We start from the raw sequence: 23,461 nt of genomic DNA, 5'->3' as shown, positions 1-23,461 counted from the left end.
TAAAGACATGACGAAGATTGATATTATTCAAAACGTTTACGAAAAGCTCGGGTTTTCCAAGAAGGATTCGGCAGACATCGTTGAAGCTGTGTTTGACATTATTAAAGACAGCCTTGCACAAGGCGAACTGGTAAAGATTTCCGGATTCGGTAACTTTGTGGTCAAGGAAAAAAGATCGCGCCGTGGACGTAATCCGCAGACCGGACAGGAAATATCGATCACCGCGCGGAGAGTATTGACTTTCAAATCTTCGCAGGTATTACGAAAGGCTCTAAATTAATAATAGCGAGTTAAAGAGGGCAGGGCATTTATTTAAAACATTTCCCATGAGCTCTTCCACTCGATTTAGCGAAGCACTTTGTTTTGCTTTGGAAACAATAAACTCAATCCATTTATACATATTTTAATATACATCAATAAATATTTTATTGGTTTATTAATATTTATCTGTGTGTTCTGTATTAAATATTTTTAGCTGTCCGGTGAATTGGCCGTAAGGGTTTTTAAGGAGCTCTATGGAAACAATAATTCCCGAAAAGGCATATTTCCGCATAGGAGAAGTTAGTAAAATCCTCAACGTTGAGCCTTATGTTATCAGATATTGGGAAACCGAATTTAAAACTGTAAATCCGGTGCGCACAAAAACGGCTCAACGCTTGTACAGAAAAAAAGATGTGCAGGAATTATTAACAATCAAAGACTTGCTTTACTTACAGCGATTTACCATTGATGGTGCCAAAAAGCAGCTTCATAAAATGCGTGGAAATATCGAACCCGAAACTATAAATTCCGAGAAACAAAAATTAGATCAGATTAAACAGGAACTACAGAAAATAAAAGCAATGATCAGCTAATACCATCCGCTTGTAATTACCACCTTGAAGGCGGTAATTACCGGTAAGGTAAAAAACATTATTTCTAATGCGCTCCCCTGCGGGATGCGCCTCCGGTCTTTGGCTAACTTTGTTGGCTACGTCGTCGGCTTCCTCAACGTATTATTAATACGCCTGCGGAGCCTCCTCCCTGCCGCCGCGTTATCCTTTGAAAGCAAATGGTATTAAAAAAAGCCGGCGATTTACATCGCCGGCTTTTTTATTCTACTGAAAATAACTTGTAAAAAATTAATATTTTCACCGCGACAAAATTGAGTGCAGTTTTTATTATTTTTTATTTGCCCTTTTAGACGCCTTGAGCGGATTGATTTTTTGCGTTGATTCTTGTATTTCCAGTTTAACATGCGTTGCGGTTGGACATCTTCCGTTTTGCCACTTACTGGTTGGATCAGGATAGACTTTGCAGTATTTCCCTGATTCATAATCCATTATCTTTCCACAGCCTTCGCATTTGTCGATTATTTTCTGACAGCTGCCGTTAAAGAAACCGCATCCTTTTTTGCTCATAAAAGCGCATTCGAATCCCGCTTTAACAGTTTGACAAAGCATTTGAATTACCCCCTTATATAATAAACTACTCCATTTTTAAGACGTTGCCGGAAAATTGAAGAAAAGAAAAAGAAATTTCCACAAGCGCCATTGACCTAAAACCGGCGTGTCCTTAGCAACAAAAACAACACATGTCAAGAAAAATTGAATCCTTAAAAATTAAAACGGGCATAATCTAAGCAGAAATAACTTGAACCGGAAACAATTTGTTGCTAAACATAACGAAATTATTAAACGGAATCACCAATGCGTGCAGTTATTCAGAGAGTTGACCATGCCGGTGTCAGAATCAACCATCAGGAATTATCTTCGATAAATGAAGGAATTCTTGTATTATTAGGCGTAGAAAAAGAAGATTCAGAGGCGGACGCCGATTATGTCCTGGAAAAGTCAATAAACCTGCGCATTTTCGAAGATGAACAGGGTAAAATGAACCGGTCTTTGCTGGATATCAATGGCTCGATGATGGTTGTATCGCAATTTACCTTATTGGGCAATTGTGTGAAAGGAAGAAGACCTTCATTTATTGCCGCGGAAGAACCCATAAAAGCAAATAAACTTTATGAATACTTTGTTGACAGGGCAAAAGAAAAAGTAAATCAACTGGCAACAGGAAAATTTCAGGAAATGATGAAAATTGAGCTAATCAATAATGGCCCTGTTACCATATTAGTGGACAGCAGGAAAAATTTTTAAACAATGGATAATTTTGAAATAAAAATAGACAAAGACGGCACCTGGTATTATAACGGTGCACACATGTTCCGCAAAGAAATACTGAATGTCTTTTTTGAGCATCTAAAAATTGATGAATGCGGTAAGTACTTAATTGAACTGGGTCCGGAACGCTGTTATCTTGACGTGGAAGATACGGCTTTTGTTGTTGAGGCCGTTTACAAAACAAAACTTTCTTGTGATAACCGGGAGCAAATTGAAATTATTTTAAACGATGACTCCTGCGAAAAACTGGAAATGAATTCTTTGTATACAGGCAAGGAAAATGTTCTTTATTGCCAAGTTAAAGAAGGAAGATTTACAGCCCGATTTTCGCGCAAAAGTTATTATCAGCTTGCTGAATTTATAGAACCGTCTGAAAATGGCACTGATTATTTTATTAATTTAAATGGTGAAAAATATTTTATTACTGAAACTCCAATTCCGAAAGCGTAGCGCAGCGGAATTGGCAAGTTGTAATGAGTCTAGAGTTTCAGAAGCTAAGCGCGCTGAAACTTGCTAGACGAATTATCCCGCATAGCGGAGGGCATGACACAATCAGGCTTTTTGAGGAATTCATACCCGTGATCAACAGCAATAAGGCTTTATAATTATATAGGAGGATACAATGCTTGATGATACAGTAAAGGAGTCTTTGACCTTTGATGACCTTCTTCTAATTCCGGCAGCTTCCAATGTTTTGCCTCGGGATGTCAATACATCCACTTTATTAACAAAAAACATTTCTCTCAATATTCCCATAGTTTCCGCTGCCATGGACACGGTAACGGAATCACGCACCGCTATTTGTATGGCCCAGGAAGGCGGCATTGGCATCATTCACCGCAACATGAGCATAGAACAGCAAGCGATTGAAGTGGACAAGGTAAAGAAATCAGAAAGTGGGATGATTGTTGATCCAATTACCATCGAACCAGACCGCAAAGTCAGCGACGCTTTGAAACTGATGAATCAATATTCCATTTCTGGTGTGCCGGTTGTCAAAAAAGGAAAGCTTGTCGGGATTCTTACCAATCGGGATCTGCGGTTTGAAGAAAATATAGATCAGCCTGTCGCCAATGTCATGACCAAGGAAAATCTTGTTACAGTATCTGCGAATATTTCTCTGGAAGATTCCAAGAAACTTCTTCACCAGCATAGAATTGAAAAACTTCTTGTTGTTGATAAAGAGTACAGATTAAAAGGCTTAATCACAATTAAAGACATTGAAAAAATACGCCGCTATCCAAACGCCTGTAAAGATTCATTAGGAAGACTGCGGGTAGGCGCAGCGGTCGGAATTATTGATAGAGAAGCAAGAATTGACGCGCTTCTTGCGGCCGGTGCTGATGTAATTTCAATTGACACATCACATGGACATTCCGCAGGAGTCATAAGAGCCATTAAAGCGACTAAATCAAATTTCCCAAAATGCGAGTTAATCGCCGGAAACGTCGCAACATCGGAAGGTGCCAAGGCTCTTATTGCCGCCGGTGTTGATGCCGTAAAAGTCGGTGTTGGTCCCGGATCCATTTGCACCACACGAATTATTGCCGGAGTCGGTGTGGCTCAGATGTCGGCAATCCGAGACACGTATAAGATTGCCTCCAAAAAAGGCATTCCCGTAATGGCTGACGGCGGAATAAAATATTCCGGTGATATTGTCAAAGCAATCGGCGCAGGAGCCCACTGTGTGATGATCGGCGGATTATTTGCCGGCACAGAAGAAAGTCCGGGAGAAACCATTTTATTTCAGGGACGCAGTTATAAAGTTTATCGCGGCATGGGTTCGCTGGAAGCAATGAAGATGGGCAGCCGTGACCGTTACTATCAGGATGATATCGAAGGTCCGGCAAAAATCGTTCCCGAAGGAATCGAAGGAAGAGTTCCTTTCCGCGGTTCTCTTTCCGCAAGTATTCTTCAACTTATCGGCGGACTCAAAGCCGGCATGGGTTATGTCGGATGCAAAACAATCCCGGAAATGATTGAAAATGCGCGTTTTGTCCGCATTACTCAGGCAGGTTTGAGAGAAAGTCATGTCCATGATGTAATTATTACCAAGGAAGCACCCAATTACTGGCTGGATTAAAATTTCAACTGTTTATCACCATTTTATTACCAATAACGAAGTTTAACTATGAAGCATTCTGATTTTGTACACCTGCATTTGCATACACAATACAGTCTGCTTGACGGAATGATTCGTCTGGAAGACCTGTTCAAAAAAGCCCGCGAATATAAAATGCCGGCAATAGCCATCACCGATCATGGCAATATGTTCGGCGCAATTGATTTTTATCAGCATGCCTACAAACATGGAGTCAAACCTATAATCGGGTGTGAATTATACGTCGCTCCCAATAAGCTAACGGATAGAACCGCCAGCGGTGAAAGCGCAAAACATTTAATTGTTCTGGTCAAAAATGCACAGGGTTATAAAAACCTGATGAAGCTGACAACGGCCGGTTATTTGAAGGGTTTTTATTACAGACCCCGCGTGGACAAAGAATTGTTGAAGGAATGTCACGAGGGATTAATCGCTTCCAGCGCCTGTTTGCATGGTGAAATAGCCGATTTAATCATGCGGGGTAATATAGAAGAAGCGAAAAAAGTCGCCCGTCATTATCAGGACATTTTCGGTGAAGATAATTTTTATCTGGAAATAATGGAGAACGGGATTCCCGAACAGAAAATTGCCAACGCGGGTTTATTAGAAATCAGCAGCGAGTTATCAATTCCGCTTATAGCAACCAACGACTGTCATTATCTGGAACGTGATCATGCCGAGGCGCATGATATTTTACTGTGCATCCAGACAGGTAAAACAATCAAAGATGCGGACAGGATGAGCTTGAGCACGGATCAATTTTATTTCCGTTCTCCCGAAGAAATGCACCAACTCTTTTCCCTAACGCCGGAAGCCTTGTCCAACACGATAAGCATTGCCGAAAGATGCAACTTTTCTCTGGAAACAGGTAAATTTTATTTACCTAATTTTGAAATCAAGAATCCCGAAGAATCTCTTAACGAATATCTGGAAAGAAAGGCAAGGGAAGGGCTGGAAAAGCTTTTTCCTGTTATATTAAAAGGCCAGAAAGAAAATGAATCGGCCATAAAGGAAAAGTACGAAAAACGTCTTAATGAAGAATTGGAAATAATTAAATCCATGGGTTTCGCGGGTTATTTTTTGATTGTTTCCGATTTCGTCAAACATGCCAAACATAATAACATCCCCGTAGGTCCCGGTCGTGGTTCCGCTCCGGGAAGCCTTGTGGCATATGCGATAAGAATCACTAACATCGATCCCATCCGTTATAATTTATTCTTTGAACGGTTTTTAAATCCCAGCCGTATTACTATGCCGGATATTGATATTGATTTTTGTCAGGAAGGCCGGGATGAAATTATTAGATATGTGACTGAGAAATACGGCCAGGACAAAGTTTCTCAAATTATCACTTTTGGAAAAATGCAGGCCAAGGGCGTAGTTCGTGACGTAGGACGCGCCTTGGATATACCTTACAGCGAAGCGGATAGAATCGCCAAATTGATTCCCAACACCCTTAACATAACACTCAATGAAGCGATCAAGGCGGAACCTCGACTGGCTCAGGAAGAAAAAAATAATCCTCAGATAGCCAAGCTTTTATCATTGTCCCGCATTCTGGAAGGAATTAACCGTCACGCCTCGACTCACGCAGCGGGAGTAGTAATCTCCGATGTGCCTTTGGTCGAAAGGGTTCCTCTTTGTTCTCCCAAAGACGATGTTGTTTCTCAGTATTCCATGAATGACATCCAGACAGTTGGTTTGACTAAGTTCGATTTTCTGGGTCTTAAAACATTAACAGTAATTAAAAACACTCTTAATTTCATCAAGGCATCAAAAGATATCGAGATAGACATAGACAACTTGCCTCTGGATGATAAAAAAACTTATGAACTTTTAATGAAAGGTGAAACAGACGGGATTTTTCAACTGGAAAGTTCCGGTATGAGAGATCTTGCCATTAATTTAAAGCCTGATCATATTGAAGATATAATCGCCCTTATTGCTCTTTACAGGCCCGGGCCGATGAAAATGCTTCCGGAATTTACCGCCCGCAAACAGGGGAAAACCAAAATATCATATGAGCTGCCTCAACTGGAAGCTATACTGAAAGAAACCTACGGTATTATTCTTTATCAGGAGCAGGTTATGCAGATTGCCAGCATAATCGGCGGCTACAGTATGTCCGAAGCGGATACCTTACGTAAAGTTATGAGCAAAAAAAAAGCCGCGGATATGGACAAGGAAAAACCCAAATTTCTTGAAGGCGCTAAAAAACATAAAATTAATGAAAACAAAGCAAAGACCATCTGGGAGCAGATGGAGACATTTGCTGAATACGGCTTTAATAAATCTCACAGCACGTCATATGCGATAATTGCTTATCAGACTGCCTATCTCAAGGCCCATTATCCGGCGGCATTCATGGCCGCGCTGCTCACAAGTGAAAAAGACAACCGGGATAAAATAATAAAGTATATGAGCGCCTGCAAGGAATTGGGCATCAATATTCTGCCACCCGATTTAAATGAGTCACAAAGAGATTTTACGATTTCCGGAGAAAATATTCGTTTTGGAATGGCAGCGATTAAAAATGTCGGTTTGGCTGCTGTTGATTCGATAATTTCTGTCCGTAAAGAAGCGAAATTCACTTCCTTTATGGATTTTCTGAACCGGGTTGATTTGCGCAAAGTCAACAAAAGAGTAATCGAAAGTCTTATCAAATGCGGTGCTTTTGATTCTTTGAGCTATAAGCGTCGTCAACTCATGGAACATTATGAAGAGGCTATGGATGAAGCTCAGCGCAATCAAAAAGAAAAACAAAGCAATCAGTCCAGTTTTTTTGACCAATTTAAATCCGGTGCTTCATCAGAAAATAATGGTGCTCAATTTTATCAAATACCGGATGATGTACCGGAATGGGATCACAAAAAACTGTTATCCATTGAAAGGGAAGCTTTGGGTTTCTATATTACCGGCCACCCTCTACTGCGTTTTGCTGATCGTTTGAAATTTGTTACCAATGCTGATTCCGGCAATTTAAACACTAAAAATGATAAAGATACTGTGACTGTTGCCGGAGTAGTAAGTGGCATCAGTGAAAAAACGACAAAAAGAAAAGATATAATGTGTTACGTTACTCTCGAAGACTTGCAGGGTTCAATAAATATTATATTTTTTGCTGAGTTATATAAAAAATATTATTCTCTTCTACATGAAGAAGAACCAATCGTCGTTAAAGGAACTCTTGATATAGGTGGGGGGGAGGAAACGCCGAAGATAATTGCTCTGGAAGTAACTTCTTTGAGTAAATCTTTAGAAAATCCTTATAAGCAAGTCCGGTTTATGGTTGACGCCAATAAGGTATCGACGGAGAGCCTTTCATCGTTTATTTCTTTGATGAAGAAATACCAGGGTAAATACGAAAGTTACATGCACATTATGAATGGGAAAAGTGAAACAATTGTCTATCTTGGTGATGATTTTCGTCTCGACATTAATGATAAATTAAAGAAAGAAGCGGATGGGATATTAGGGGAGGGCGCCACAATCTACTCTTAATACCATTTTCTTCTTCGGCTAACTTTGTTGGCTTCGGGTTCGACTTCCTCAACGTATGTTAACAATACGCCTCGTCGTTTCACCCTTGCCGCCGCGTTATCCTTTGAATAAAATGGCATTAATGAGAGATACTTTGTTGTCATTACCCGGTCATAGATGACCCCACGGTGACTTTAGGTTATTCAGGGTAGAGAGGACTAGGACTAGTCCTTGGGTGAGGGTGAAAATCACCCGTTCATCCACACACCATCCAGGGGTAGAGAAAATTCTTGCAATTGATATGAAACATGAAGAAAGAACATATAGATCATTAATAAATAAAGATAATCTTACTTCGTATAATGTCCAAATTGCCGAGAGCGATTTATTGATCAGCTCGGATACCAACCTTACAGACGAAGCCTTCGAATCATTGGGCAGATATCGCCACTCATTAGAAACATATATTAAAAATCATCCGAACTTTCGTTCTTCACTTCTGCCCCTGCCGGAAGACAATTTAGCGCCACAGATAGTTCGGAACATGCTTTTAAAATCAAAAATATGCGGGGTAGGGCCGATGGCTTCTGTTGCCGGAGCCATATCCGAATATGTGGGAAACGATCTTCTCCGTCAAACTGAAAACATTATTATTGAAAATGGCGGAGATATTTTTTTAAAGTCGAAAAAAGAACTGACTGTTTCAGTTTACGCAGGAGTTTCTCCTTTAAGTTATAAAGTAAATTTTATAGTAAAACCTGAGAAAACTCCTCTAGGTATTTGTACATCATCTGCCACTGTCGGTCCATCTTTGAGTTTTGGTAAAGCAGACGCTGTCTGTGTCATTTCCCCATCCGCAACACTGGCCGACGCCGCTGCTTCTGCCATTGGCAATAAAGTTAAAAGTAAAATAGATATTAAACGCGCCCTTGATTTTGGAATTAAAATTCCCGAAGTTACAGGAATAATCATTATCATCGGCAATGATATGGGAGCGATAGGGGAGGTGCAGTTTGTTTAAGAAAACTATACATAAAATCCGGCGGATGCCATGGGGTATGTTCATCTTATTTTATTAATAATAAAAAAGAATTTGACTTTTTAAATATTTATATATAACACTATTCAACAATATTTTAATTCTAAGCTTTCTTATATTGATGGACTTGGAGATTTTTCATGGTTCAGCTACGCAAAAAGTTATTGCTGATTTTACTCGTAATTTGTTTTTGCCTTTTTCAAATTATAGCAGTAGCTTATGGCACGGGTGTAACGATTGACTTTAGTAACTTTAGCCTTGGAAACATTCAGTGGGGAGCAACAAATAATAATCCTTCTTCTCAACCAACTCAGCCAACACCACCTCCACCGTTGTTAATACCTACAACCGTCAATACAACTACTTCATCTTCGACACCAATTACCAATTCAAATATTTCTAACCTTACTAATTTTACATCTTCATATCAAAAATTTAATTCACCATCAGGGCAATCGCCAATTTCTTCCATTGATACACACAAACTTACTAAAGAACTCACTCAATCTGTTCCTGTTACTTTTGGCTCTTTACCAGAAAACGAACCTTTATTGCCGAGTCCCGAATCTTATATTGTGACTGTGTGTTTATCCTTTAATAATATGCCTGCATCAGGCTGTTCCGATAAAGCAACATCGACACAGGCAAGCGAAAAACTAGCAGAAATCATTCTGGACAAATATTTTAAAGGTACTGAATCCAGACCTTTCAGAGTTGTTATGTCCTCAACGATGACGATGGCTCAGCAAAAAGAATTGCTGCACCAAATTGAAATACAGGCTATGACTCTTGTTGAAACTGGAATATTTAAATCTAATGGAACATTTATAAAGGAATATGACAAAGTTGCCAGAGAAGAAGCAGAAAGAGGCGTCAACTGGTCACATACATCGAAAGATAACAAGTCAATTCATGATTTTTATACAAAAAAGGCTTTCACCAGGTTAAACAATATTGCAATTCAAGAGAAAAAACTGAGTTCTAAGAATTTCAAAAATAACTGAACAAAAGTGAGATTGAACATTAAAAAATTAATTGCTTCCCATGTCATGTTTACATAAGATATCTTATAGGACGTAAACTTTATGAAACACCTTTATTTTCCTCAGCAAAATTTTCATGCTTTTTATTTTTCAAAATTACGGAAGCTTGTGAAGATTTATTTTTAATTTCCATGAAAAATATATTTGATCAAAAAATAAAATGCTTGTTAAAATTAACATGATATACTATTCATATTAAGTTTTAATTTTTTGGAGGTAGTAAAATATGAAGTTATTAAGTAGAAGAGTCTTTGTTTTAATTAGTTCACTGGTTTTGATTCTTGCGTTTGGAACTAATAGTTTTGCGGCAGAGGCTCTTGTAAAGAAGACCTTAAATCGCAGGGTAGATCCTGTTATCATGGATGGTAAACTTGCCAGTGAGGTTATAGGTTCTTCACTTGAGGGTTTACGACTCTATGCTTTTCATAATGGAAGATTTGAACCTATTCGTTTTCAGATAGATGAAATGACTGGCGAAAAAGGTGACTGGATATTATATGGTGGACCAATTCCCAACTGGGATTTAAGCAACGGTAAATTTGATACCTGGGATAAATTGCTCTTTATGGCCGAAGATACCGGGGATAAAGCACCAAAAGAGGCTTGGCTTCCTGGATATACCAGGGGTTCTGAAATAGAAGTAATTGACCCTCTTACCGGAGAAAAAGGATGGTGTTATTTGCTCTACTTCGCTTCCAATCCCCCTGCCCGCTCGAAGTTACCGGATTATGTTAAGTATGATTATAGTACTGAGACTACACAAGGCAGTTCTTATTATTATCAGTATATAATTACCAAAGACGGTTTGCATTCCACATATTATAAGGTCATGAGTTTGAAAGGAAAAAACGGAATAGGTAAAAATTTTGTTGACCGGCTCAAAGTAAGACCAACATTAAAAATAGCAGGCGCCATTCCCTTGCATTTCAATGAAGAGACGCTCAAGAGTAATGTGATAGCCTATAAAACCGGTCCTGTACGGGCCATCAGACGCGTTGAACAATATGTTCAGATCGCCTGGATGAAATCTCTTCGTGCTGTAGTTGACGTCATGTATTATGCTGATGTGGTAACAGTTCCGATGATTGTTACTATTCCACTTAAACCCAGCTCATTGGGAAGTTCTCTAGTGGTCAGATTTGGGACCGATTATAACCCTAACGCTTTTTCAGACATGCATGCCTATAATTCCAGTAATCCAAAAGGTTTTCTAATCAACGGAAAGATGGATGAAACCAAAAAGAATTTCAATCCGGAATTTGACTCGTGGAGATTAGTGCGTGGTGAGCAAATGGGTGGAGCATTTATGACCCGAACAATCATTAATCCCAATTTAAAAGGGTATTTAAAACTTAAGATGGGTCTCATTGACGACAACACAAAAAAAGATTCTCCTGAGAACCATCCAGGGCTTTACGGTTTTATGTGGCAGGATTGGGATATATCAGATGTTCCCAAGGGTAAATATCATTTTTGCTTCCTGGAATTCTACGGTATATCTCCATACAAGCAGGGAGATGAAGTCTCTTACTGCAACTATATGGATCATCTACTCAAAATCAGGTCGGGAAATCAGGAATGTATAAATCGGGCCACACTTCTCCCTGAATTGGGAGATCGATACAAAAAATAAATTTATTCTTCGAAAGATGCTGATGCACCCGAATGGAGAAGATACTGCTTCTATATTTATAATATTGGATTATATTCGATTGATTATCAGATAATTAAGCTGCAGAGCTTTACGCAGCAAAATTAAGAAAGTAGCGTTAAAAAGGCAATATCGGAGACGAACCATTATCTTTTTTTGATTTTTGTTTTTCATAATATTTTAATAGGTTACGCATTGCTTCTTCAAGTACATCATTAATAGGTCTTTCAAGATCTATAGCAAGTTTTTTAAAATTTTTGAGCAAGTCGGCATTGATTTGATTCGTAAACATTTTCTTTTTCATATTTATATAAATAACATAAGTTAATTAAGAAATCAATAAATATTTAAATAAATATATCAATAATGGATAGGACTATACTGTTTTATTTATTAATAAATGATGGCTTTTTTAATGAATCAAATTCCATCGTCAGCAAGTTGCTGAACGAGCTTCATTTGACGATCTGATAACTTCTTTGGGACATCTACATTTATTTTTACGTATAGATCTCCTTTGGGAGCACCTTTTAATCCGGGCACGCCATAACCCTTCATTCTTATCTTGGTATTGTTCTGTGTGCCGGGGCTAATTTTCAATCTCTTTACAGAGCCATCTAATGTGGTGACATCGATAGATGTTCCCAATATCGCCTGGGTAAATTTGATGGTTTTTTCAATATATAAATCGTTGCCGTCGCGTGCATATATAGGATGCGGCAATACGTTTATATTCAAGTATAAATCGCCGCTTGGTCCACCATTATAACCTGATAATCCCTTGCCGGGTAGCCTTAGTTTTTTGCCGCTACTGATTCCGGCCGGTATCTTTACACTGATATCTTCGACGCGATTTTCCAACTGAAAAGAAATCTTTTTATCCGCGCCAAATACTGATTCTTCCAAAGCAATAGATAGGTTATATTCAGCATCCTGCCCTTTTTGAGGCATGTTCGCATATTGTTGCCGTCCGCCACCCATACCACCACCAAACAAACCGGCAAAGGGATCGTCATAATCATCACGGGCACCGCCGCCTCTTCTAGTTGTCCGGAAAGTTGTTCTTCCTCCCCCTGCCCTTGCTCCGCCAAAACCAAAACTCCTTAATATTTCGTCCAGATCGACATCCCGGAAAATGTCTTCCTGAGAATACTGCTGTCTATACTGCTCGGCGGAACCAAACTGGTCGTACTCTCCACGCTTTTTATCGTCGCTTAAAACGGCATAAGCTTCGCTTATTTTTTTGAATTTTTCTTCCGCGGCTTTGTTATTTGGATTTTTATCCGGATGCCATTTTAAAGCTAGCTTGCGGTATGCTTTTTTTATATCGTCCGCTGTTGCTTTTTTGTCTACACCTAGAACTTGATAGTAGTCTTCTGCCATATTAACCCTTTCTTACGGCCACGTAAAAAAAACGTATTCTACTTTGCATCTGGAGATTTTTACGAGGTCTTAAATGTTACGCATTTATTTTCGTTAACTTAAGCATCAATTCCCATTTGAAAAGCAATTAAGTTCATTTTTACCAATTTTTCCGGAAATGATTTCTTAATAACGCTTTCCCAGATAGATTTATCAATATTCATAAGGTTGGATATAGCACCCAGAAGGACCACATTTGCCGTTTTGATGTTACCGGCTTTCTGAGCAAGCTCGGCAGCATTTAAACTTATAACCTTCCCATAATGCTTCCGCAAAAAAGATATAATTTCTTCCGGATATGGTGCATCACCCATATTGACTTCCGGAGGATAAATTTCTTCCGTGTTCACAACAATAACAGCATTTCTATACAGGAATTTTAAATAGCGCAGAGATTCCATTTTTTCGAAAGCTACAAGCGTTTGAATTCTTCCCGGCTCTGCCAGCGGTGAATATACTTTTTCCCCATATCGGACATGGCTGGTCACACAACCACCCCGCTGAGCCATGCCATGAACTTCGCTTTTTTTAACATCCAAACCGGCTTCCATGATCACTTCACAGATAATATCACTGGCTCTTAAAATACCCTGTCCGCCAACACCGGCAAACAATATACTTTTTACTTCATTATCAGACATTTCACCCTCGCCCTCGCCCTAGCCCTCTCCCCTCAAGGGAGAGGGAAGAAAAGCGGTAATTCTACGTTAACTTATAGCTCCGAATTTGCAAACCTGTTCACATAAACCGCACCCATTACAAATGGTTCCATCAATAAAAGAAATACCTTTGCGTTTTGATCCTTCCTTCGTTATACCTTTTTTCCAGGATATCGGCGGGCAATTCAAATTTAAACACATCTTGCAGCCTTCACATTTATCCGGATCAACTTTCAACGCCGGCTTCGCTTTAATATTTGCTCTCTTAAATAAAGCACAAGGGCTTTGGGCAATAATGACAGATGGGCCATCTTTGCCCAGTTCTTCTTTGATGGCACTTCTTGTTGCTTTCTGATCAAGCGGATCAATAATCTTTATATTTTCAATGCCTAGGGCTGATACTAAAACTTTTAGATTAACTTTTTTCGCCTCTTCCCCCATTAAGGTATAGCCGGTTCCGGGGTGTTCCTGCATCCCTGTCATGGCTGTTGTGCTGTTATCCAGGATAATGATTAAAGCATCACTATTATTATATGCCATATCCAAAAGAGGAGTTATTCCTGAATGTAAAAAAGTAGAGTCGCCTATTACTCCAACCACCTTGCCCTTCCCTTTTTCCTTCATAGCTTTACTCATACCGTGCGCCATTCCGATACTTGCGCCCATACAAATGCAGGAATGCAAACCTTCCAATGGTTTCATATAAGACAAGGTATAACAGCCGATATCACCGTGAACATAAACTTTGTGTTTACGTAATGCATAAAACAATCCGCGGTGCGGACAACCGGGACAAAGATTCGGCGGACGTGGCGACAGGTTTTCTTTGTAAGGCGAAACGGCTTCAGGTGTATTTTTTTCAATTGCGTTTTTAATAACTCCCGGATCAAATTCAAGAGTATAAGGAAAGATTTCCTTGCCGATTAATTTAATGCCCATCGCTTTTATCTGTTCTTCCAGAAAGGGATCCAACTCTTCAACGACATATATTTTCTTAACTTTCGATGCAAAATCGCGAATTAACTTCTCCGGCAACGGATAAACCATGCCCAATTTTAAATATGAATAATCGGGAAAGACTTCTTTGGCATAGTTATAAGGCATTCCAGCTGTAATAATTCCAACGTTCGGATTGTTGATTTCCATTCTGTTTTCAGAAAATGTTTCCACGAATTCTTTCAACAGCTGCTGTCGTTTTTCCACCTCCACCCTTCGCAGTCGCGCACAGTGAGGTACCATAACGTATTTCTCGGTGTTATAGACGAAACCCGTTTTGTCTTTATATTTTTCTGGTTCTTCAACAGTTACAACTGATTTGGAATGAGACACGCGTGTGGTAGAACGTAAAAAAACCGGCGTATCAAATTTTACGCTGATTTCAAAAGCAAGCTTTATATATTTCTTAGCTTCCTGAGCATCGGATGGTTCCAGGATGGGAATCTTGGCAAACCGCGCGTAATTGCGATTGTCCTGCTCATTTTGAGAGCTGTGCAGTGAAGGATCATCGGCACTGACAATAACCAACGCCCCGTTAGTTCCGGTATAGCTGACTGTGAAAATAGGATCGGCGGCAACATTGACACCAACGTGTTTCATAACCGCCATGGCTTTTTCTCCGGCCAAAGCCGCACCTATGGCAACTTCGACAGCAACCTTTTCGTTGGTCGACCATTCGGCGTAAACACCTTCATATTTTGCAAATGCTTCAAGAATTTCTGTGCTGGGAGTTCCCGGATAAGCTGCCGCAAACCTAACGCCCGCTTCATACGCACCGCGGGCAATAGCTTCATTCCCTGACATTAGTACTTTCAAAATATTGTCCTCCGCATCGTTTTGATCAGCTCAGGAAAGATATCTTTCGCTTGATGAAAACCGTCATGGAAGGATCAGTGGTCTTTTGTAAAGCTTTTTTATAGTTTTCCAAAGCGTTCTTTTTATCATTCAATTGTTCATATATGCGGGCAATATTGCGAAAACCGATTGATTCAAATCCAATATTATCACTCTTTTGAGCTTTTTCGAAATATTCCAGCGCAACTTTAAGATCTTTCTTAGCTTCATAACAATAGCCCAATGAGGTAAGGGCCAGAAACTTTATTCCGGCTTTGTCCGATCTATAAGAAGAAACAAATTTTTTATATTCAGAAGTCGCATTATCAATTTCACCTATACTGTAATAAAGATTCCCCAGATGATAATGCGACATTCGTCCACTCCAACTATGGGGGTATTTTGCAATCAATTCCTGAAATATTTTAATATTTACTCTGACGGCATCCGGATTTCCGATATTTCTTGCGATATCATTCCGGGCTTTAGCATACATTTCTCTTGCAGAGGATTGATAATAACTCCAGTACATATAAATGCCGAAAGTAATAACCGCAGATACTATAACCGCCGTCACAATGGCATAGAAACGGGTCTTATTTTCGGAAATATAATTCATTATCACTTCCACAGTGGACTGAAAAGCATCCGGTTGTTTCAGTTCTTTTTTTGATAATTTTGCCGCCATATTATTCCCCTTTAATATTATATTTATTTATCAGCTCAAGAAGCAGTTTAGGTATTCTGCGTATTTTACCCTCATTATTTGTGCAGGCGTGAATAGTGTATCCTTCCGCAATCAGATTTTCTTTATTTTCATTCCATATTCTTGAATTGTATCTTACAGTTGCCTTCTTGATATAATCAAATTCAGTCTCGACAGTCAAAAGCTGATCGTATGTCGCAAATTTCAGATATTCACAGCTTACTTTTATAAGTGGAAGATTCAGACCAACTTTTCCCAGTTCCGTATAGGGAACCCCCATTTGACGCATTAATTCACTGCGTCCGATTTCAAACCATTTTATATAATTTGTGTGATAAACCACGCCCATAGCGTCGGTATCCGCGTAAAGCACTCTGACTTTAGTTGTATTGCTAACTGACAATAGTTTTCCAATCCTTTATAAATTTTTCCATCAACAGATACCCCGGAGAAATTAATATAGAACTTTCTTTCGCGGTTATCTCATTAAAGGGCAATCCCGCAGCTTTGTTCTCTTCTTTAATGGAAGATAAAACAGCGAACGGGCTGGGATCGCTGACATGGGTTCTCACATCCAGCGGCGTTGGATGATCACTTAAAACAATAATCCGGTAATTACCGAAAGATCCAATTTTGTTTAAAATCGGTCCTACTATTTTTTCATCAAAAAGTTCGATCGCCTGAATTTTACCGGCGGCGTTTCCTTCATGTCCCATTTCATCAGGAGCTTCCAGATGGACAAAAACAAAATCCATAAAATTCAAAATATCCAGAGCCATTTTAGCCTTGCCATCATAATTAGTATCAATGTAGCCCGTCGCCCCTTCCACAGGAAATACTTTTAATCCGGCAATAATGCCGATGCCTTTGAGTAAATCAACTGCGGAAATCATTCCGCCCGACAGAGCATATTTTTGAGTAAGTGGAACAATCTGCGGTTTTCTCCCCTGCCCCCAGAGCCAGATGGAATTAGCCTGTTTCTTGCCGGCATTTTTTCTTTTGGCGTTAACAGGATGATTTAGTAAAATTTCTCCGGCACGCCGCATAATCGAATTAATTTCCTCAAAAGAATTGCCGCGTGGAATATATTCAGCAATGGGCTTGCCGGTGATATCATGAGGAGCAGTTGTTTCAGGAGCATCAGGAGCATCACGCCAAACGAACAAATGACGATAACCGACACCCGGGAAAAACTGGTACGGAGGCAAACCGAGTTCTTTATTTATATCAAGAATTATTTCGCGTGCTTCTTCAGTGGAAATATGGCCGGCGGTAAAATCATCCATAAAAGCGCCGGGCGAATCCTTATCTCCTATTGTTACAAGATTACAACGATAAACCATATCATTAGGTTCGATGGTTATCCCCATGCTGGCCGCTTCCAGCGGTCCGCGACCGGTATAGTTCTCAAGGGGGTCATACCCCAGAACGCTTAAAGTGGCGACATCGCTTCCCGGATTCAATCCTGCGGGAATGGTATCGACACGTCCCAGAGTGCCTTCTGCGGCAATTTGATCCATAAAAGGAGTAAATGCACACTGTAGTGGAGTTTTTCCGCCAAGTTTCTCTGTCGGATAATCGGCCATGCCATCGCCGAGCAATACTACGTATTTCATATTTGTATTCATATAATTTTAATTTAAATCATCCTCAATTCTGATCAAAACAGTGTTACCGTGAACTATATCCAGTTTATCTATCTTCTTGAGCGCCTGACGCACGTTTTTTTCCTTAGCCTTGTAAGTTGTCATAACAATCGGTACGGCTCCTCTTTTACCCCGCGCCTTCTGGATGCAGGTAGCAATGCTGATGTTATATTTTCCAAGTATACCGGAAATCTTGGAAAGAACTCCGGGACGGTCATTCGCGGAAAAACGGAAATAATATTTTGTCTCAACATTATCCATAGGTATAAGTTTTATCTGCTGCATATCTGCTTCATTTATCGAACGCAATGGTCCACGGCAGTTTGTGCCGTTTAAGACATTGCGGGCGCTGTCTATAATATCGCTGAAAACGGCGCTGGCGGTGGGCATCATTCCTGCCCCTTGTCCGAAAAGAAAAACAGGACCTGAAGAATCACCCACGATGTGAAAGGCATTATAATTCTGATTGACGTTAGCTAAAAGGTGAGCGGAAGGAATCATAGTCGGATGGATTCTCGCTTCCACCGCGCCATTTTTTAAGATGGCGATCGCCAGTAATTTTATTCGATAACCCAATTCCCGGGCAAATCCGATGTCCTCGCGGCTTATTTTTGTAATTCCTTCCAGATAAATGTCTTTCAGGTCTACTTTTTTCCCGTAAGCCAGAGAAAGAATTATGGCCATCTTATGAGCGGTATCAATTCCTTCAATATCAAAAGTCGGATCTGCTTCAGCAAAACCAAGCTTCTGCGCTTCTTTTAATACAGTATCAAACGCTTTATCTTCATCGGTCATCTTAGTCAAAATGAAATTGCAGGTGCCGTTCATAATGCCCATGAAGGAATTGATTTTATTGGCGACAAGACTTTCTTTTAAAGTCTTAATTATTGGAATAGTTCCGCCAACACTGGCTTCAAAACCGATATCCACCGCTTTTTTCTGGGCAGCCGGAAATATTTCATTTCCGTAAGTCGCCAAAAGCGCCTTGTTGGCAGTAATAACATGTTTGCCGTTGGAAATTGCATCGAGAACAAAAGTACGGGCTGGCTCATATCCACCCATCAGTTCGACAACAATGGGAATGTCTTTATCATTGATTATCTCTCTGGCATCGGTAGTCAGTAGATTTTTACTAATTTTGATACCGCGGGATGAGGTAATATTAATATCAGCGATTTTCTTCAAAACAAGCCTGGCACCCAACTTTTTTGTAATAAGTTCCTCATTCTGCCGTAATAGCTTAACCACACCTGTTCCAATGGTACCAAAACCAATTAACCCGATATTAATATCCTTCATCATACACACCTGATATTATTTTAATATTTTGCATTTCTAACGTAAAAGGCTAACAATTTCACACGGATTTTTCTATAACAAATACGGTCGTTTTGTCAATTAAATATAAATTATATTTAAAGATTTAGCTGATCAAAATCTAAAGAATTAAATAGCAGGATTTATAAATTATAATATTTTTTTATGCGCTTATACCGTTTTCTTTCAAAGGATAACGCGGCGGCAAGGAGGAGGCAACGAGGCGTATTATACATACGTTGAGGAAGCCGACGACGATGCCAACAAAGTTAGCCAAAGAAAGAAAACGGTATACTATTTATTTGATTGTTATCGGTTTATTAACCGTGCCTGCGTAGAAAACTACAATCTCTGCCGTTTCCATACCCTCGTTTTTTCCATAATGTTTTTTATTGACCAGCTCGACAATGGAATCTCCAGCTTTGAGACGTAGTGTTTTGTTGTCTTCCGCTATTACAGTTAGCTTTCCTTTAAGTAAAATTCCCGCATTTATTACCGGATGATTATGAATTTCCAATTTAGCACCGGCGGGAATCTTTATTCGTAGTATTGTGACTTCCGGCTGGCCCTTAGGATAAGCTGGTAAAGGTTTACCATCCCAACTTTTAGTTGATTTTGCCAACTGCTCAACGGCAACATTGTTTAAATTTCCCGCACAGGCAATAATAAACAAGGACGATATAACTAATATCCCCAAAATAATTTTTTTCATTTTATCTTCCTCTTACGTCATGTAAATAATCAGTGACTATTTCAATTGATCATAAATTTCATCATGCAGAGGTGTGGGCACACCTGATTCTTTACCTGCTTTACAGAGGTAAGCGGTCAAAGCATCAATTTCCGTTTGTCTGCCGTTTTCTCTATCCAGTTGCATGGATGTTTTTGAGTTGTAACCAAAACCGGCGACCATTTCCATCGCTTGATCCACTGCTTCTTCTGTTAAATTAACATGATGAGCTTTGGCAACAGCAACTACTTCCAGCATCATGTTTCTTGCCTTTTTTCTAAGTATAAGATCCTCCCATATACCGCCGTATGTTTTACCTGTAGCAGAAGTCAGAGAACCGATGGGGCACATCAGCAGGTATTTTGTCCATAATACCTCTGAGATTTTATCGGTTAAGACGGCATTGATTTTTGCTTGCAATAAGACATCAAGAATGTATGAATATTTTTTCGCCGTTTCTGAGTCATCCGTGCCGAATGTCAGTTTGCAAGCGCCTCCTTCCTGTTTGACAACTCCTGGCTTTTCAATGTGAGAAATGATGTAGACACTACCGTTTATGATATGTGTCTGCGGCAATACAGACCGAAGTCTTTCCGAAGCGTTGACACCGTTAAGAAGCGGAATCACGATTGTTTTATTATTAAAACAAGAGATAAATTCCCGTGCCGAATTTTCCAGCGAGTAACTTTTGGTACAGAAAAAAGCTATATCGAACAGTCCGGCTGTCGCCGGATTATCCGTGGCAATGTTCGGCCATGCCAAATAATCCCCTCCCCTCGTATATAAGTGTAATCCGTTTCTTTGAATAGCCTTTAAATGTTCACCACGTGCGATAAAAATTACTTCGTGTTCGCTGGACTTTTCATTTGCTTTGGCCAGCTTGCCGCCGAAATAACCGCCTACCCCACCTATGCCGATAATTCCTATTCTCAATTTCTTTCTCCTGACTTATTTTTCTCGCTAAAAATTATATATCATCTTTTATTAAGTCAAGTGTTGAAAATATTAATACAGTATTATTATTTCTTGCTGGTCGGAATATTTACCTTGACGGGCACATCTGACTGTAAATATATAAACTATATTAAAGAACCATTCATCTTCCACATTAAGGGGGTTGTTATGAGAATCTTTTCTTTTGCCGATTTTTTCCGTTTAAAATTATCTGTAATTCTTATCATTGCCTTTTGTCTTATAATCTGCGGCTGTTCATCAATTCTTAACATGTCTTTCAGCAAAGCACTGCCGCCGATGGACGGAGAACAGATTGTTCCCGGCATATCACAAAAAATCACTGTAAAACGCGACAATATGGGCATTCCATTGATTGAAGCCGCCAATATGGACGACCTCTTATTTGCCATGGGATATGTAAGCGCTTATGACCGTTTTACACAAATGGAAGGATTTCGCATGGTGGGCAAAGGCAGGCTTTCCGAACTTATCGGCAAAGCCACTCTGGAAATTGATATTTACATGAGGGCATTAAATATTAAACAAGTGGCTGAAACTTTATACGGCAGTGCTTCTCCGGAAATTCTCCACATACTGGAAAACTACAGTAACGGTGTTAATGCTTATCTGGCAAATGCACCTCTTCCCATGACACTAAAAATGGCCGGACATAAGTCTGAACCTTGGAAGCCAATTGATTGTGTCTACGTATTTGTGGTTTTGACACTTGGTTTGGGTCAAAATCTTCATGAAGAGATTGATATGCTGAACATTGCCAAACAAATCGATGTTGATAAATTAGCCTGGCTGTTTCCTATTTATCCCGATGAACCTTTACCTTTTGATGAAATGAAAAAATTAAAAGGACTTGATTTGAAATCCGCTTCCCTGGATATTGAAAAACTTCGTCAAATTTCCAGCAGGGTAAACCAGATTGTTATTCCTGCATCGGCGGCATCTAACAACTGGGTAGTATCCGGAAAACTTACCAAATCGGGCAAGCCTATTCTTGCTAATGACACTCACCTGCCTCTCACGATGCCTTCCATCTGGCATATGATGCACCTTAAATGTCCTGACATCGAAGGCGCAGGCATCGCCATTGCCGGAGTGCCGGGAATTATTGCCGGATATAACGGCAATATTGCTGTGGGCATGACAATGGTAATGGCTGATAATCAGGATATCTTTCTGGAAAAACTTAAGCAGGAATCCGATGGTCTTTATTATCTTTACGAAGATAAATGGCAGAAAACAATCAGCCGTGAGGAAAAATTTATAGTCAAAGGTCAAAAAGATATTATTACCAAAACATTTTATGAAACCCGTCACGGCATACTTTTGAACAACATTCTTACTGATCAACCACGACATCATCTTGTACCCATGCCTGTAAGCCAGACGTTGGGTATTGCATTCAGTTGGGCAGCAAGAGAACCCGACCGTTCGATGGACGCGTTTTTCAGCATAATGCGCGCCAAATCTGTTGATGAGATTCTGAAATATACATCGCGGGATACTTCCATCATTCCTTTAAATCTGGTAATGGCCGACAAAAACGACATCGCCTGGCAGGTGACGGGTCGTTATCCTTTGCGCAAAAAAGGCCGCGGACTTTGCCCATCACCGGGCTGGACAGGAGAATACGACTGGAAAGGATTTCTCGATCCATCGTTGCATCCATCCTTAAAAAATCCGGAAAAAGGATATATCGGCACTGCCAATCATAGAACGATTCCGGCTGACTTTCCCCATATTCTTACATCTTCCTGGTATTATCCGGACAGGGCCGAGCGCATAGACCAGATGATGAAAGCAGCAAAAGATTACACGGTAGAGAATGCCAAAGCGATGCAGCTTGATGTTTATTCACCTTTTATCGAAGTAATTAAAACTGCGCTATTGAATGAAGAGACTTTGAAGGAAATGACCGCCTTTTGGAAAGATTCACAAAGCCCGAATGCCGAAAAAGCAATGGTTCTGCTGCGAAACTTCGACGGAAAAATGCATGTTGATTCCTCGGGGGCGGCTTTTTGTGGCGCTTTTTTATTCTCTTTGAGTAAAAATCTCTTTGCCGACGAACTCGGCGGCACTGAGTCCCAGGCGTATCAATCTCTTCTGGAAACATTTCTTATGAAATATTCAGCCCTACATGATCATTTAACCGACCGTTGTAAAGACAGTCCCTTCTGGAAAGGAAAAAGAAGTCAAATTCTTGCCCAAACCGTTATGGATGCCGTGGCTCTTCTGGAAAAACGCTGCGGGAATAATATAGAAGACTGGCAATGGGGTAAACTTCACACCTATTATTGGAAGACGGACGGCACTTTGCTTGCCGATTATATGGACTTCGTGTCAAAGACCGGCATCAAACTTCTTTCCGATTACTTTGACAGAGGTCCTTACCCGGCACCAGGCGATCATACAACTCTGAACGTTTCTGCTTATCATCCCGGCAAAGATTTTGATGTTTGGTTGATTCCGGAAATGCGCATTATCGTGGACTTCGGAAGTGATGAGCCGCTTATCGGTATCAACAGCACAGGGCAGTCGGACAATCCTTCAAGCCCTCATTACGATGACGGAATAACTGCTTATCGCGAGGGACGTTATCAGGCTTTTCCATTTAAAGAGGAAAATATAAAAACTCATTACATGAAGAAGCTTACATTGGTGCCAAAACAATAAAAATATAGAAAATTAAAATGAGGGTGGTATTTT

At 39.9% G+C, this 23,461-nt stretch carries 20 protein-coding genes; 10 read left to right on the top strand and 10 right to left on the bottom strand.

Annotated elements, in window-relative coordinates; genetic code table 11:
* Positions 1-7 precede the first annotated feature (7 nt).
* Positions 8-280, top strand: a complete 273-nt coding sequence (locus CVU62_05055; GenBank protein ID PKN38229.1) for an integration host factor subunit alpha — start codon at positions 8-10, stop codon at positions 278-280.
* Between the two features lie 235 nt (positions 281-515).
* Positions 516-854 (top strand): MerR family transcriptional regulator, encoded by a 339-nt coding sequence (locus CVU62_05050; GenBank protein PKN38228.1) that lies wholly within the window; start codon positions 516-518, stop codon positions 852-854.
* A 306-nt stretch (positions 855-1,160) separates the two neighbouring features.
* On the opposite strand, the gene CVU62_05045 is transcribed toward CVU62_05050, so the two are convergent.
* The gene (locus CVU62_05045) at positions 1,161-1,442 is read right to left on the bottom strand and encodes a hypothetical protein (protein PKN38227.1); all 282 of its coding nucleotides are present in this window, start codon (positions 1,440-1,442) and stop codon (positions 1,161-1,163) included.
* Between the two features lie 246 nt (positions 1,443-1,688).
* Here CVU62_05045 and CVU62_05040 point away from each other — a divergent pair, with 246 nt between their 5' ends.
* From CVU62_05040 to CVU62_05010, 7 genes are all read left to right on the top strand, one after another.
* Positions 1,689-2,138, top strand: coding sequence for a D-tyrosyl-tRNA(Tyr) deacylase (locus CVU62_05040; GenBank protein PKN38226.1), 450 nt, complete (start codon positions 1,689-1,691; stop codon positions 2,136-2,138).
* A 3-nt stretch (positions 2,139-2,141) separates the two neighbouring features.
* Positions 2,142-2,612, top strand: coding sequence for a hypothetical protein (locus tag CVU62_05035; GenBank protein ID PKN38225.1), 471 nt, complete (start codon positions 2,142-2,144; stop codon positions 2,610-2,612).
* Positions 2,613-2,784: 172 nt separating this feature from the next.
* Positions 2,785-4,245, top strand: a complete 1,461-nt coding sequence (locus CVU62_05030; protein ID PKN38224.1) for an IMP dehydrogenase — start codon at positions 2,785-2,787, stop codon at positions 4,243-4,245.
* Positions 4,246-4,293: 48 nt separating this feature from the next.
* A complete protein-coding gene (locus tag CVU62_05025; protein ID PKN38223.1) occupies positions 4,294-7,764 on the top strand; it encodes a DNA polymerase III subunit alpha in 3,471 nt (1,156 codons plus the stop codon).
* 280 nt (positions 7,765-8,044) lie between these two features.
* The gene (locus tag CVU62_05020) at positions 8,045-8,764 is read left to right on the top strand and encodes a hypothetical protein (GenBank protein PKN38222.1); all 720 of its coding nucleotides are present in this window, start codon (positions 8,045-8,047) and stop codon (positions 8,762-8,764) included.
* A 158-nt stretch (positions 8,765-8,922) separates the two neighbouring features.
* Entirely contained in the window at positions 8,923-9,786 is an 864-nt protein-coding gene (locus tag CVU62_05015; protein ID PKN38221.1) for a hypothetical protein, read from the top strand.
* A gap of 265 nt (positions 9,787-10,051) precedes the next feature.
* Complete coding sequence (locus CVU62_05010) at positions 10,052-11,458, top strand: hypothetical protein (protein PKN38220.1); 1,407 nt, start codon at positions 10,052-10,054, stop codon at positions 11,456-11,458.
* A gap of 438 nt (positions 11,459-11,896) precedes the next feature.
* On the opposite strand, the gene CVU62_05005 is transcribed toward CVU62_05010, so the two are convergent.
* From CVU62_05005 to CVU62_04965, 9 genes are all read right to left on the bottom strand, one after another.
* On the bottom strand, positions 11,897-12,859 hold the full coding sequence (locus CVU62_05005) for an integrase (protein ID PKN38219.1): 963 nt from the start codon (positions 12,857-12,859) through the stop codon (positions 11,897-11,899).
* A 98-nt stretch (positions 12,860-12,957) separates the two neighbouring features.
* Positions 12,958-13,539, bottom strand: a complete 582-nt coding sequence (locus CVU62_05000; GenBank protein ID PKN38218.1) for an indolepyruvate oxidoreductase subunit beta — start codon at positions 13,537-13,539, stop codon at positions 12,958-12,960.
* Between the two features lie 66 nt (positions 13,540-13,605).
* Positions 13,606-15,369 carry an indolepyruvate ferredoxin oxidoreductase subunit alpha gene (gene iorA / locus CVU62_04995; protein PKN38217.1) on the bottom strand — a complete coding sequence of 588 codons (1,764 nt, stop codon included), beginning with the start codon at positions 15,367-15,369 and terminating at the stop codon, positions 13,606-13,608.
* 25 nt (positions 15,370-15,394) lie between these two features.
* On the bottom strand, positions 15,395-16,075 hold the full coding sequence (locus CVU62_04990) for a hypothetical protein (protein ID PKN38216.1): 681 nt from the start codon (positions 16,073-16,075) through the stop codon (positions 15,395-15,397).
* A 1-nt stretch (position 16,076) separates the two neighbouring features.
* Positions 16,077-16,496: an acyl-CoA thioesterase gene (locus tag CVU62_04985; GenBank protein PKN38215.1), complete on the bottom strand. Its 420-nt coding sequence runs from the start codon at positions 16,494-16,496 to the stop codon at positions 16,077-16,079.
* Positions 16,486-17,709, bottom strand: coding sequence for a cofactor-independent phosphoglycerate mutase (locus CVU62_04980; GenBank protein PKN38568.1), 1,224 nt, complete (start codon positions 17,707-17,709; stop codon positions 16,486-16,488). Before CVU62_04980 ends, CVU62_04985 begins: the two co-directional genes overlap by 11 nt.
* 18 nt (positions 17,710-17,727) lie before the next feature.
* Positions 17,728-19,038 (bottom strand): homoserine dehydrogenase, encoded by a 1,311-nt coding sequence (locus CVU62_04975; protein ID PKN38214.1) that lies wholly within the window; start codon positions 19,036-19,038, stop codon positions 17,728-17,730.
* Positions 19,039-19,354: 316 nt separating this feature from the next.
* Positions 19,355-19,768 carry a cupin domain-containing protein gene (locus CVU62_04970; protein ID PKN38213.1) on the bottom strand — a complete coding sequence of 138 codons (414 nt, stop codon included), beginning with the start codon at positions 19,766-19,768 and terminating at the stop codon, positions 19,355-19,357.
* A 36-nt stretch (positions 19,769-19,804) separates the two neighbouring features.
* Complete coding sequence (locus CVU62_04965; GenBank protein ID PKN38212.1) at positions 19,805-20,719, bottom strand: hypothetical protein; 915 nt, start codon at positions 20,717-20,719, stop codon at positions 19,805-19,807.
* Here CVU62_04965 and CVU62_04960 point away from each other — a divergent pair.
* A complete protein-coding gene (locus tag CVU62_04960) occupies positions 20,603-23,428 on the top strand; it encodes a penicillin acylase family protein (protein PKN38211.1) in 2,826 nt (941 codons plus the stop codon). The two genes, CVU62_04965 and CVU62_04960, sit on opposite strands and share 117 nt — an antisense overlap.
* Positions 23,429-23,461 lie beyond the last annotated feature (33 nt).

The organism is Deltaproteobacteria bacterium HGW-Deltaproteobacteria-2 (assembly GCA_002840505.1).
Lineage (GTDB): Bacteria > Desulfobacterota > Syntrophia > Syntrophales > Smithellaceae > Smithella.
Note: the sequence above shows the minus strand (reverse complement) of the source record. Positions and strands in the feature narration are given on the sequence as shown.

Coding starts and splice junctions, on each gene's coding strand:
- CVU62_05055 (PKN38229.1), top strand. CDS start 8: ATGACGAAGATTGATATTATTCAAAACGTTTACGAAAAGCTCGGGTTT.
- CVU62_05050 (PKN38228.1), top strand. CDS start 516: ATGGAAACAATAATTCCCGAAAAGGCATATTTCCGCATAGGAGAAGTT.
- CVU62_05045 (PKN38227.1), bottom strand. CDS start 1,442: ATGCTTTGTCAAACTGTTAAAGCGGGATTCGAATGCGCTTTTATGAGC.
- CVU62_05040 (PKN38226.1), top strand. CDS start 1,689: ATGCGTGCAGTTATTCAGAGAGTTGACCATGCCGGTGTCAGAATCAAC.
- CVU62_05035 (PKN38225.1), top strand. CDS start 2,142: ATGGATAATTTTGAAATAAAAATAGACAAAGACGGCACCTGGTATTAT.
- CVU62_05030 (PKN38224.1), top strand. CDS start 2,785: ATGCTTGATGATACAGTAAAGGAGTCTTTGACCTTTGATGACCTTCTT.
- CVU62_05025 (PKN38223.1), top strand. CDS start 4,294: ATGAAGCATTCTGATTTTGTACACCTGCATTTGCATACACAATACAGT.
- CVU62_05020 (PKN38222.1), top strand. CDS start 8,045: ATGAAACATGAAGAAAGAACATATAGATCATTAATAAATAAAGATAAT.
- CVU62_05015 (PKN38221.1), top strand. CDS start 8,923: ATGGTTCAGCTACGCAAAAAGTTATTGCTGATTTTACTCGTAATTTGT.
- CVU62_05010 (PKN38220.1), top strand. CDS start 10,052: ATGAAGTTATTAAGTAGAAGAGTCTTTGTTTTAATTAGTTCACTGGTT.
- CVU62_05005 (PKN38219.1), bottom strand. CDS start 12,859: ATGGCAGAAGACTACTATCAAGTTCTAGGTGTAGACAAAAAAGCAACA.
- CVU62_05000 (PKN38218.1), bottom strand. CDS start 13,539: ATGTCTGATAATGAAGTAAAAAGTATATTGTTTGCCGGTGTTGGCGGA.
- CVU62_04990 (PKN38216.1), bottom strand. CDS start 16,075: ATGGCGGCAAAATTATCAAAAAAAGAACTGAAACAACCGGATGCTTTT.
- CVU62_04980 (PKN38568.1), bottom strand. CDS start 17,709: ATGAAATACGTAGTATTGCTCGGCGATGGCATGGCCGATTATCCGACA.
- CVU62_04975 (PKN38214.1), bottom strand. CDS start 19,038: ATGAAGGATATTAATATCGGGTTAATTGGTTTTGGTACCATTGGAACA.
- CVU62_04970 (PKN38213.1), bottom strand. CDS start 19,768: ATGAAAAAAATTATTTTGGGGATATTAGTTATATCGTCCTTGTTTATT.
- CVU62_04960 (PKN38211.1), top strand. CDS start 20,603: ATGTTCACCACGTGCGATAAAAATTACTTCGTGTTCGCTGGACTTTTC.